Origin of the sequence: Rosistilla ulvae, from assembly GCF_007741475.1 — a bacterium.
Lineage (GTDB): Bacteria > Planctomycetota > Planctomycetia > Pirellulales > Pirellulaceae > Rosistilla > Rosistilla ulvae.
Genome location: NZ_CP036261.1, coordinates 593,338 through 606,281, shown reverse-complemented (window position 1 = coordinate 606,281; position 12,944 = coordinate 593,338). Strand labels below are relative to the sequence as shown.

Sequence of the window (12,944 nt, the reverse complement as noted above, 5' to 3'; positions counted from 1 at the left end):
GCGATCCGAAAAACAGTCACGTTGACTCACTTCGTTGGTGGGAAAGATGGGAAGATAGGTAAACGCATTGTTCTCAAAGCGACCTCCCTCATCAACCGGTCGTTGCAAAGGGCGACCCCACCTTATCCCTGGTTCTCGCGGATCAAGCGGATGATCCGTTCGGGATGTGGCAAGCCGCGGGCAACCACTTCCAAATCGTCTTGCCCGGAACTGGAGATCCCAACACCACCGATATTCAGCAACCGCTGCATGAACGTTTGGTCCAGTTGGATATTTCTGACGTCGTTGTGTTGCACTTCGGAGGTCGCCCGCGAGATGATTCCCTCCTGATAGATCGTGCGGTCATCGGTCACCGTCAACGTGGTAAACCGACTGACCAACATCCAGAATCCGACGACCCCAGCGATCACCAGCAACACGATTCCGCAACCCCACGTCACCAGCGACGCCGGCCCCAGCATCGCGTTTTCATCAAAGGCGTAGCCAGCGATCGAAGCTCCGGCCAGCGACGCGATCAGGACAACCAGGGATACCAAAAAGAGGGCCCCGAGGATCAATGAGGCGAGAGGCCGAGCGCGAAAGACAACCGGATGAACCTTCGCCAACGTCCGCTCGCTCGGCTCCGCCGCCATCCGATCGGCGTTGACCGATTCCCGACCAACCTCCTGAACCGAAGTCACCACGGCCGTAGGAATTTCGATCTCAAACGGTTTATCGCAATTGGGACAGACCACCGGCCCATCGAGATGTTCGATCGTGCTGTCGACTTTGTTCTGACAATAGGGGCATTGAGCGGAAAGGACTTGCATGGTGATCGACTCCAGTGGACTAGCAAACGGTTTGTCTCGGCATCGACAAACACGGTGCATATCCCATGCCATCCCAACCACACCAGGGACCAACTGCACCGCCCCCCCGCTGGAGTCGAGCCTTCAGGCGAAATCTCGTTTAACCGCGTGGGCATCGCCCCGCGCGTCCAATCCCCACCAATCCAAAAACAATCAAGCCACCGAGTTCACAGAGCCCACAGAGAAATACACCGATCAAGCGCACCCTCCGTGATCTCTGAGACCTCTGTGGCTAAATCAAAAACAGCAACTCTGGTCTAACCGCGCGGGCATCGCCCCGCGCGTCCAATCCCCACCAATCCAAAAACAATCAAGCCACCGAGTTCACAGAGCCCACAGAGAAATACACTGATCAAGCGCACCCTCCGTGATCTCTGAGACCTCTGTGGCTAAATCAAAAACAGCAACTCTGGTCTAACCGCGTGGGCATCGCCCCACGCGTCCAACCCTCACCAATCCAAAAACAATCAAGCCACCGAGTGCACAGAGCCCACAGAGAAATACACCGATCAAGCGCACCCTCCGTGATCTCTGAGACCTCTGTGGCTAAATCAAAAACAGCAACTCTCGTTTAACCGCGCGGGCATCGCCCCGCGCGTCCAACCCTCACCAATCCAAAAACAATCAAGCCACCGAGTGCACAGAGCCCACAGAGAAATACACCGATCAAGCGCACCCTCCGTGATCTCTGAGACCTCTGTGGCTAAATCAAAAACAGCAACCCTCGTTTAACCGCGCGGGCATCGCCCCGCGCGTCCAATCCCCACCAATCCAAAAACAATCAAGCCACCGAGTTCACCGAGCTCACAGAGAAATACACTGATCAAGCGCACCCTCCGTGGCCTCTGAGACCTCTGTGGCTAAAAAAGAAACAGTCGTCCTATCCTCTGGGCGATCACTATTTACCATCTCGCTGCAAGCGTGCCGTAACCGGATAGTGATCCGATGGCGCCCGTCCCTCTCTAGCAGTGCGGTCGATCTGCGCGTCGAGGATCTTCCAGTTGCCACGCGTCGCGATCCAGTCGATCCGCGGCCCGGCAAACCGGTCGCCAAGGAACCTTGAGATCGTCGTATCCCCCTTTGTCTCCTTAGGCCCCGCAGCGGCATAGGTATCGACGAGAGGCGACTGGCCGGCAGCGTCCGAAAACAGCGTGCGATAGGGAACGCTTGTGACCGATGAGTTGAAATCGCCGGTCAACACCACGTCGCAATCCGCTCCCAATTCGTCGATCTTCCGCAGTATCAACTTGGCCGATTCGTCGCGAGCCTGTTGTCCACGATGATCGAAGTGCGTGTTGATAAACAGGATCTCGCGAGGCGCGTCGGACTGGCGGTCTTTCAATCGCACCCATGAACAGATCCGTGGCAGACTGCTATCCCACGACTTGCTGCCCGCCTTGGCTGGCGTCTCGCTGAGCCAGAAGTGCCCCTCGTCGCGCAGGTCAAAACGTTTGGTCTTGAAGAACAGCGCCGTCATCTCGCCTCGATCGCTGCCATCGTCGCGTCCGACACCAACACTTGTGTAATCGGGCATCTGTTGCTCGAGGAACTGTTTTTGAAACTCCAGCGTCTCCTGAGTCCCCAACAGATCGGGATCGTAAGCCGCGATGGTTTCGGCAACAAATTCCTTCCGCCGCTCCCAATGGTTCTCGCCATCGGACGCCGTCCCATAACGAATGTTAAAACTCATAACCCGCACGTCGTCCGCGACCGCAACGGGACAGAATGACAACGAAACCAACGTGCTCCCCAACAGGGCAAGCAGTGAAAACGGAGCGCAATAGAAACACGAAAAACGTCGACGCGAGAGAGCCATAGATGCAGATCGCTTGTTGGAGGGAAGGGGGCAAAATGACAGCGGGTTCAGGCAAAGCGAGGTATTGCCGGTTCGAACCAGAAAAAGGATCGCTGCCCCATTTCGCGCATCCAGTTTACCGAATGGGACAACCAAAGGAGGCAACAACCCAAACCCTCGCGAAGAAATCACAATCGGACTCGCATCCCTTCGCGTTGCGGCCGGAACAAGAACAGCCGCGAACGCGGCGAAAGCATTTAACTGCGGGCGTCAGCCCGCAGATCAAACGCCACCTCCACATGGGCGTCAGCCCGCAGACCAATCCCAAACGAAAAACCGCCCTACCCTGCCCTGCTGTGGGCCATACGCGATCGACCATGGGCGAGTTATATTGGGGGACATTGCTGCGATGTCCTCTTTGCCCCAAACGCGATCTGCCGTGAACCAGCCAATTTCCATCAACATCCCACTCGTCGATGCCCGCAATGGCGCCGCCCCCGCGATCCTCGACCAGCTGCGTGCCAAGCTCAGCCCGGCTGGCGATGTCGTCAGCCCCAAGGGGCGCGAATTGACGCAAAAGGTCTTCGGCGAACCGCTGGCACCGGCCGCCGTCGTCGATCGGATCTGCAACGATATCCAACGCGATGGCGACACCGCTCTGCTGCGCTATTGCCAAGCACTCGACGGAGCCGATCTCGACGCCGCTTCGTTGCGCGTCCCCGCCGCCGAACTGCAGCAAGCTCATGCCGCCGCCGATCCCGAGTTCCTGCAATGCATCCGCCGGATCGCGGAAAACATCCGCACGTTCCAATCGGCGATCCTACACCAAGACGTCACGATCACGCCCAAGCCAGGCGTCAACTTGACTCAGCGGTACGTGCCGCTGCGACGGATCGGAGTCTGCGTCCCCGGTGGCGCCGCCGCCTATCCATCGACGGTGCTGATGACCGTGGTTCCCGCGCAAGTCGCTGGCGTCGGGGAGATCGCCGTCGTCGCGCCGCCAACCAAGTTTGGATCGTACAACAACGACATCCTCGCCACCTGCCATGAACTGGGCGTGACGGAGGTCTACCGGATGGGAGGCGCTCAAGCCGTCGCGGCGATGGCTTTTGGAACCGATACGGTCCCCGCTGTCGACAAGATCGTCGGCCCCGGCAACCTGTTTGTCGCGTTGGCGAAGAAGCAAGTCTATGGAGATGTCGATATCGATTCGATCGCCGGCCCCAGCGAAGTGATCGTGATCGCCGACGAGACCGCCAACCCGGCGCACGTCGCCGCCGACCTGTTGTCGCAAGCTGAACACTCCCCCGGATCGGCGATCCTGATCTCGTGGAGCCAGTCGCTGTTGGACGCCACGCTTGCAGCGCTCGGCGAACAGCTGGCGACGCTGGAGCGAAGCGACCTGACGCTTCCCAGTCTGGAAGCCTACGGGGCGTTGATTTTGGTCGACGACCGCGAACAGGCCCGCCAGATGACCGACGCGTTTGCACCGGAGCACCTGCACATCCAATGCGAATCGGCTCGCCAACTTGCCACATCGATTCGCAATGCCGGCGCCACCTTCATCGGCAACCACACGCCCGTTGCGTTGGGCGATTATGCAGCGGGCCCCAGCCACGTCCTGCCGACCAGCGGTACCGCTCGCTGGGCCGCGGGGCTTTCGAGCAACGACTTCGTCCGCAGCGGCAGCATGATCGAGTTCGACCAAACCGGACTCGAAAACATCGCCGACGATGTCGAACTGTTGGCAACCAAAGAAGGTCTCACGGCCCATCGCCGCAGTATCTCGATCCGCCGCTAACACAAATGGTCGCCTTTCGCTCCGCGAAAGTGCGGCAATGCCAACGTCTCTCCAAGATACTTTCGCGGAGCGAAAGACCACCTACCAACGCACTTTCGCGGAGCGAAAGGCGACCAATCAACCGCCAGCTCGATCTCAACCGATGACCAACAGCAAACTCCGCTTCCGCCCCGCTCTGGCAAAGATGAAGGCCTACGTTCCCGGCGAACAGCCGCAGGGGGGCAAATTCATCAAACTGAACACCAACGAAAATCCCTATCCACCGGCACCCGCCGTTGTCGAAGCGATTCGCGCCGCTGCCGACAGTCGGCTGGAACGCTACCCCGACCCGATCGGTTCGTCCTTTCGCCGGATGGCCGCGGAGAAGCTTGGTCTGCCCGGACCCGAATGGATTTTGTGTGGCAATGGCAGCGATGAGATCCTGACGATCCTGGTCCGCGGATTTATGAGCGACGGCGACCTGCTGAGGATGCCAACTCCCAGCTACATCCTCTACCGGACCCTCGCCGAGATCCAAGGCGCTCGCGTCGAAGAGGTTTCGTTTAACGCCGATTGGTCGCTGCCCACCGCTTTCAGCAGCCCCGACGGCGATCCGCGACTGGTCTTCCTGCCCAACCCGAACAGCCCCAGCGGAACGGTTCTGACGCCGCAAGCTGTCTCGGAAATCGCCACCGCCCTCCCCTGCCCTCTCGTCGTCGATGAAGCCTACGGCGACTTTGCCGAAGAGAACTGCATCGACCTGGTCAAGCAACACGAAAACGTTTTGGTGACCCGCACGCTCAGCAAATCGTATTCGCTGGCCGGGCTGCGATTTGGATTCCTCGTCGCCCAACCGCACGTAATCGCTGAACTGACCAAGATCAAAGACAGCTACAACTGCGACGCGATCGCGATCGCCGCGGCGACCGCCGCGATGGCATCGAGCGACTGGTTGGTCGACAATCGAGCGAAGATCCTCGCGACACGCGAACGAGCCAAGGAGCAATTGCGACAACTCGGCTTCGATGTCCTCGACTCCGCCGCCAATTTTCTCTGGTGCACCCACCCCTCGCGCTCGCTCAAGCCGCTGTATGAAGCGTTGAAAACAAACCAAGTGCTGGTCCGCTACATGGACTATGCCGGCTGGGGTGATGGACTGCGAATTACGATCGGCACCGACGCGCAGATCGACGCCGCCCTGGTCGTTCTCGCTCGATTGATGCAAGCCAACGCGTAGCTCACGCGCAATCAAAGCGTGTCGCGGACAAAGACGCCCGCGTCACCCGCACGATGCGTTCGATCGCGGCTGCCAATGCTGCTGCGCTGGCAATTGACGGACAAAGATGCTCGGCTCCGCGTTGGACACTATAATGGCGTCGGAGTCCAAGAAAGCGGAGAGGATTCGGGGCCCCCGACTCGCCGCTTTTGTTCGCCATCCCGCCGGTGAAAACCAAATGAGCCTACCCCCAAAATCGAAGCGCCCGCAGGTTTTGCGATGCGTCACCGCCGCGTTCGCCCCACGGAAAATCAATCCGTCGACTGGCCGCGCTTTTGATTTCTTCGCCACGACCTTGTTGTTCGTTCTTGCGGGAACGATAGCGACAGCGGAAGAATCGCCCGAAGCGATCGAGTTCTTTGAAAACAAGATCCGGCCGCTGTTGGTCGAAAACTGCCAAAGCTGTCACGGCAGAACAACGCAATGGGGAGGCCTGCGACTCGATTCCCGCCAGGCGTTGCTGCAAGGTGGCGACAGCGGAGCGGCGGTTGTCGCGGGAGCGGCGGGGGAGAGCGAATTGATCCGCCGCATTGTTTCCGACGACGAATTCGAAAAGATGCCGCCGCCGGACAGTGAAAAACAACTCACCGCCGCTGCGATCGCTGATCTCAAACATTGGATCGACAACGGGGCCGCCTGGCCCGAATCGGACGCACCACACGACGACATGGCGACCATCGCTGCAACGCACTGGGCCTTCCAACCGCTCGCGTCTCCCACGCCGCCAACTCCGCAAAACGGGGACTGGGGACAAACGCCAGCGGACGCATTCATCCTGCACTCGCTAGAACAACAAGGTCTTTCCCCATCCCCTCCCGCCGACCGACGCACGCTGATCCGCCGCGCGACGTTTGACCTGACCGGGCTGCCACCAACTGCCGAACAAGTTCAACAATTTGTCGACGACGATAACGCCAACGCCTATCCGCTGTTGATCGATCGGCTGCTCGATTCGCCTGCCTACGGCGAACAATGGGGACGGCACTGGTTGGACGTCGCCCGCTACTCCGACACCAAGGGCTACGTCTACGGACGCGAGGAAAAGTTCTTCGTCCACGCCTCGCACTATCGCGACTGGGTGATCCGAGCGTTCAACGAAGACCTCCCCTACGACCGATTTCTGCTGTTGCAACTCGCCGCCGACCAAGCGGCTCCGGACGATCCCGCGGCTGCGGCGGCGATGGGCTTCCTGACCCTGGGGCGGCGCTTCCTTGGCGTCCAACCCGATATCATCGACGACCGCATCGATGTCGTCACCCGCGGCACGATGGGACTGACCGTCAGTTGTGCCCGCTGCCACGACCACAAGTTCGATCCGATCCCGACAGCCGACTACTACTCGCTGTACGGCGTCTTTCAAAACTGTGCCGAACACGTCGTCGCGCTGCCACGACCGCGAAGCAACGACGCATCGACGGAACTCTCCGACTTTGAAGTCGAACTCAAAAAGCGACAGGATGCATTGGAAACGGGCCTGGCGGCGGCTCGCACCGAGTTCGCGCAACTCGCCCGGAAGCGGATCGGCGAATACCTGCAAGCTCAATTTGAACTGGACAAATACCCCGAACAATCGTTCGGCCAGATCCTCAACAAAAAAGATCTGCTGCCATCGACAGTTCGTCGCTGGCAAAAATACCTGCAGCAGCCCGAGCGACAATCCGACCCGATCTTTTTGATTTGGCACCAACTGGCGCAATTGCCCGACGATCGATTTGCCGACCTTTCACAAGCCGCTCTGGCTCAGCTTTCGCAGGCTCCCACCGCGATCAACCCTCGCGTCGCGGTGGCGTTTGCGACGGCACCAAAATCGAAGCGGGAACTCGCCGATCGCTACGCCAAGATCTTCACCGATGTCGATCAACAATGGCATTCACTTGCCGAGGAAGCGACACCGAACGACGCAAAACAAACCGCTGCGACGCCGCCAACTCGATTGCCCGACCCTGCCGATGAACGATTGCGTCAGGTGCTCTATGACGAAGCGTCGCCGTGCATAATCCCGAACCTACCGATCATCAACATCGAATTTGATGTCGACACCAGCACGTGCGTGGCCCTCTGGAAATTGCAAGGCGCCGTCGACAAGTGGATCATTTCCAATCCATCGGCGGCACCCTATGCCGTCGTTTTGAAGGACCGCAGCTCGCTGGTTCAGCCGCGCATCTTTCGTCGCGGCAATCCGGTCAACCTCGGCGATGAAGTCCCTCGTCAATTCCTAGGCGTCGTCGCCCCGAGCGACCGAACGCCGTTCCAACATGGCAGCGGACGGTTGGAACTGGCCCAAGCGATCGCATCGGCCGACAATCCGCTAACAGCACGGGTCTGGGTGAACCGCGTCTGGGCCCATCACTTCGGCCAAGGAATCGTGCCGACGACCAGCGACTTCGGCACCCGCGCCGAACCGCCATCGCATCCGGAACTGCTCGACTGGCTGACCCTAGGTTTTATCGAATCGGGCTGGAGCACAAAGTGGCTGCATCGTCAGATCATGCTTTCGTCGACCTATCGTCAGCGTTCGACCGGCCCCGACAGCCCATCAGAATATGCAGCCGCCGACACCGCCGATCCCAAAAACCGACTGCTGTGGCGGATGAATGCCCGCCGGCTTCGCTTTGAAGAACTCCGCGACGCGCAACTCGCCGCCGCCGGGACTCTCGACATGCAACGCGGCGGCAAAGCTGACGAGCTGTTTGCCGCAGCCCCCAGCGGATCGCGACGGACGATCTATACGATGATCGATCGTCAGTCGCTGCCAAGCGTTTTGCAAGTCTTCGATTTTGCGAACCCCGATTTGCATACGCCCCGGCGCTCCGAAACCACCGTTCCACAGCAGGCGTTGTTTGGCCTGAACCATCCGTTTGTCGCCGACCGGGCTCGCGAGATCGCTGCCGCGGCGGCGACGTCGGATTCCGACGCCCCCGTCGACCGGATTCGTCAAATGTTCGCAGCGATACTGCAGCGACCGCCCAGCGAATCCGAACTCACCGCTACGCTGGCATTCATCCGCGATGAAGAATCCGAGGCGATCGATGAGGCAGCGGAGCAGGCAAAACTTGCATGGACCTACGGCTACGGCGAGATCGATCCCGAGGCGCAGCGGCTGTTGAACTTCACCCCCCTGCCCTACTTCAGCGGTTCCGCTTGGCAAGGCAGCCCCAAATATCCCGACGGCAAAATCGGATGGGCCCAGATCGACGCCGACGGAGGACACCCGGGCAACGATCTGAAACACGCGATCATCCGCCGCTGGACCGCTCCGGCCAGCGGAACCTATTCGATCCAAAGCACGATCGACCATGCAGCAACACCGGGCGATGGCGTCCGATGCTGGGTGCTCGCCGGCGACAAGGTTCTGCGCCGCGAGACCCTCCACAACACGTCATTGGACGTGGACGTTCCGGCTGTCGAGTTGGAGCAGGGAGATTCGATCGATTTTGTCGTCGACATCTACAGGGTCTTAAATAGCGATCAACATCAATGGTCGCAGAAGATCACGCGGGTAGCCTCCGCCGATGAACTTCCTGTAAACGCCGCCGCTCCCGCCGGGGACAGCCAACGCGACTTCACTGGACTGCACACGCGGCAACTCAATCGCTGGGAACAGCTCGCCCAGACGCTGCTCCTTTCCAACGAATTCATCTTTGTGGATTAATCCCAAATGCCATTCTCTTCATCGCATCACATCGACCGTCGCGCCCTGCTGCAGCGTTCGGGCATCGGCCTGGGCATGCTCGGCCTGAACAGTTTGTTCGCCGATCAAAACGACGTGTCATCGACAACATCCGATAACGATACGTCATCGCCGCTGGCTCCCAAGGCACCTCACTTTCCCGGCCGCGTCAAACGTGTGGTCCACTTCTTTCTCAACGGCGGACCGTCGCACGTCGACACGTTCGACCCGAAGCCGACGTTAGAGAAATACGCAGGCCAAGCGCCACCGATGTCGCTGGCGACCGAACGGAAAACGGGAGCCTGCATGCCGTCGCCGTTTGCGTTTAAGAAGTACGGCGAGAGCGGGATCGAAGTCAGCGAACTGTTCGCACGAACGGCCGAGCATATCGACGACATCGCCGTCATCCGTTCGATGTACGCTCAAGTTCCCAACCACGAACCGTCGCTGATGCTGATGAATTGCGGCGATTCGGTTTTGCCACGCCCCAGCGTCGGCGCGTGGGCACTGTATGGCTTGGGTTCCGAAAACCAAAACCTCCCCGGCTTCATCTCGATGTGCCCCAATGGCCTGCCGGTCAAAGGAGCGGAGAACTGGCAGTCGGGCTTTCTACCGGGCAGCTACCAAGGAACCTACGTCGATCCGAAGCACAGCCGGATCGACAAACTGATCGAAAACATCCGCAGCCCTCACGCCACGACCCAAGTCCAACAACAGCAACTGGATCTGCTGCGACAACTGAACGCCGAACACCAATCGGCCCGTCACGATCCTCGCCTGGAAACGCGAATCCAATCGTTCGAACTGGCCTTCCGAATGCAGATGGAAGCTGCCGACGCGTTTGATGTCGCCGACGAAACACAGGAGACGCACGATCTTTATGGCAAGGGAGTCCACGCCAGACAGACGATGATCGCCCGGCGACTATTGGAACGCGGCGTCCGCTACGTTCAATTGTGGCACGGTGCGGGCAATGTCTGGGACCATCATGCGAAACTCGAAGCGGGACATCGCAAGTTGTCGGCCGAAATCGACCAACCGATCTCCGCTCTGCTGACCGATCTAAAACGCCGTGGCATGTTCCACGACACGCTGGTGATTTGGGGAGGCGAGTTTGGCCGCACGCCCACCGTCGAACTAACCGGTGGCGGAGCCGAGACGCTCGGCCGCGATCACAACCATTACGGCTTCAGCGTTTGGATGGCGGGCGGTGGCGTCCGCGGCGGGACCGTGCATGGAGCGACCGATGAATTTGGATTCAAAGCGACGGAAAACCCTTGCAGCGTCCACGACTTGCACGCCACGATCCTGCACTTGCTGGGATTTGACCACACCAAATTGACCTACCGCTACGCCGGCCGCGACTTCCGTCTGACCGATGTCCACGGCAACGTGATCAAAAACATCCTTTCCTAATCACCAGCCGACGCGTTGCAAACGGCAAGCTCATTCTGACAATCAAACCGGCAAGTCCCGCCGCGCGGTAGATCCTTGCGCCGAACCGGCAACGCGATCCATTCGCCAAAAATTTCCCCAGCGACCGTGGCGCAGAGCAATCGAAACTGCACCTATAGAGAGCACTCCAACGCCGAATGCGAAACGGTGCCCGCCCCCGGGGCACTTCTCTTCTCGCTCTACTCTCGATTGGTGAAAATCATGGCACGTATCTGGGATCAATGGCTAGGTCGTCGCAAGTCCGCGGAACAAGCCAGTCGCCGGCGTTACAAAACGCGTCGACGATGCCGTGTCGAGCAACTCGACAAGCGACAGTTGTTGGCCGCAAACATCTTTCATAACGAACTAATACCCGAAGATGTGAACCAGGACGGTATCGTGACGGCAGTCGAGGCGCTGACGATCATCAATCAGATGAACCGGCAATCGTCGAACAACGCCGATGGCCAAACCGCGTCGGATTCAGGACGGAAAACCGATGTGAACAACGACGGACAACAGACTCCGATCGATGCATTGATGGTGATCAATCGCTTGAATCGACGCGACGGCGGCGGCGATTCGTTCGATCGCCCCGACAATTCGGTCGATCAGCCGACGGATGAAACGACGACGGAGGAGGAAGAGGAGGATACCACGCCGACGTCGGATGAAAGCGGCGATGTCGTGTTGCAGTGGAACGATCTCTTTGGCGAACTGTTGGCCGACAGCGTGGAGAATCAGAACCCTGGCTACGCGTCCCGATCGATGGCGATGTTGAACTTGGCGATCTTCGATGCGGCCCAGATCGGCGAAAACGGCTCTGACGCAGAGACGTTCTACGAATACGAATTCTCGGTGGAGACCGACGACATCACGACGGAGGTGGCAGCATCGCAAGCTGCCTACACGGTGCTCAGTTCGCTCTATCCCGACCAACAAGCGACGCTCGACGCGTTCCTGGAAACCAGCCTCGCCGGTTACGAAAACGACGCCAACTTCAGCGACAGCTTGACGGTGGGGTCGGAGATTGGCAACCAGATCTTAGCCAACCGCGCCGACGATGGATCCGACGCCGTCGTCGACTACACCTATTCGGACGAAGTCGGTTCGTTCCAAGCCGATCCGCTGAACCCCGACGTTCCCGTCTGGGGCCCCGCTTGGGGCGAAGTCGACACGTTTGCCATCGATTCGACCGATGCATTCCTGCCCGAGTCCACCCCGGCTCTGACCAGCGAAGAGTATGCGGCGTCGTACAACGAAGTCCAAGAACTGGGCGCGTTCGACAGCACCACGCGGACCGCGGAGCAGACCGAAATCGGCATCTTCTGGGCCTACGACCGAGAAGGACTGGGGACGCCGTTGGCGATCTACAACGACGTGCTGCTGACCGTCGCAGCGCAAGAAGGCAACACGCTGGAGGAGAACGCGGCGCTCTTTGCACAAGCTTCAGTGGCGATGGCGGACGCCGCGATCGTCGCTTGGGATACGAAGTTCACCGAGGAGTTCTGGCGACCGGTCACCGCGATCCAAAGCGGTGACCTCGACGGTAACGCGTTGACTGAAGGCGATCCCGACTGGACTGCTTTGGGAGCTCCCGATGGTGGAGAGGATGAGATCGGCTTCACGCCTCAGTTCCCCACCTACATCTCCGGCCACGCCACGTTTGGCGGTGCCCTGTTCGGCACGCTGCAAGAGTTCTACGGGACCGATGACATCGCCTTTGAACTGACGTCCGAGGAGCTGGAGATCTTGCTCGAAGATCCCGAACTGCAAGAGGCCTACGGACTGGATCTCGATGACGCGACGCGGTCGTTCAGTTCATTCAGCGAAGCGATGGCGGAGAATGGTCGCAGCCGCGTCTATCTCGGCATCCACTTCGACTTCGACGATCTCGTCGGTCAAGACGTAGGCCAAGCCGTCGCCGCCAGCGTCGCATCGGCCTTCGACACCGACTCCGACGACGACTCGCAGTGGGTCGATTTCGACCGCGACCCGGGAACCAACAATCAAGGAGGCGGAAACAACAACGGTCAGTCGCAAGACGAACTGGAACGGCAGAAGTCGCGCAACAGCCGACTCGCCGCAGTCGATTCGATCTTCGCGAACAATCTGCTGTAGTGGAGCGCAATCCTAATCCG

Annotated in this window: 7 protein-coding genes; 5 read left to right on the top strand and 2 right to left on the bottom strand. The window is 59.5% G+C overall.

Translation table 11 applies throughout. From position 1 onward, the window contains the following. Nucleotides 1-122: 122 nt before the first annotated feature. Together EC9_RS02305 and EC9_RS02300 are read right to left on the bottom strand one after the other, a co-directional pair. Nucleotides 123-809 (bottom strand): PH domain-containing protein, encoded by a 687-nt coding sequence (locus EC9_RS02305; RefSeq protein ID WP_145342034.1) that lies wholly within the window; start codon nucleotides 807-809, stop codon nucleotides 123-125. Nucleotides 810-1,746: 937 nt separating this feature from the next. Further along, on the bottom strand, nucleotides 1,747-2,538 hold the full coding sequence (locus EC9_RS02300) for an endonuclease/exonuclease/phosphatase family protein (RefSeq protein WP_246105916.1): 792 nt from the start codon (nucleotides 2,536-2,538) through the stop codon (nucleotides 1,747-1,749). A 544-nt stretch (nucleotides 2,539-3,082) separates the two neighbouring features. Between EC9_RS02300 and hisD the strand changes: the two genes are divergently transcribed. The 5 genes from hisD to EC9_RS02275 all read left to right on the top strand — a co-directional run bounded on the left by hisD (nucleotide 3,083) and on the right by EC9_RS02275 (nucleotide 12,924). Next, nucleotides 3,083-4,444 (top strand): histidinol dehydrogenase, encoded by a 1,362-nt coding sequence (gene hisD / locus EC9_RS02295; RefSeq protein WP_391556710.1) that lies wholly within the window; start codon nucleotides 3,083-3,085, stop codon nucleotides 4,442-4,444. A 142-nt stretch (nucleotides 4,445-4,586) separates the two neighbouring features. Then, nucleotides 4,587-5,660 carry a histidinol-phosphate transaminase gene (hisC, locus tag EC9_RS02290; RefSeq protein WP_145342028.1) on the top strand — a complete coding sequence of 358 codons (1,074 nt, stop codon included), beginning with the start codon at nucleotides 4,587-4,589 and terminating at the stop codon, nucleotides 5,658-5,660. Nucleotides 5,661-5,877: 217 nt separating this feature from the next. Next, a complete protein-coding gene (locus tag EC9_RS02285) occupies nucleotides 5,878-9,351 on the top strand; it encodes a PSD1 and planctomycete cytochrome C domain-containing protein (protein ID WP_145342026.1) in 3,474 nt (1,157 codons plus the stop codon). A gap of 6 nt (nucleotides 9,352-9,357) precedes the next feature. Beyond that, nucleotides 9,358-10,785, top strand: a complete 1,428-nt coding sequence (locus tag EC9_RS02280; RefSeq protein ID WP_145342024.1) for a DUF1501 domain-containing protein — start codon at nucleotides 9,358-9,360, stop codon at nucleotides 10,783-10,785. Between the two features lie 240 nt (nucleotides 10,786-11,025). Next, a complete protein-coding gene (locus tag EC9_RS02275) occupies nucleotides 11,026-12,924 on the top strand; it encodes a dockerin type I domain-containing protein (RefSeq protein WP_145342022.1) in 1,899 nt (632 codons plus the stop codon). Nucleotides 12,925-12,944 lie beyond the last annotated feature (20 nt).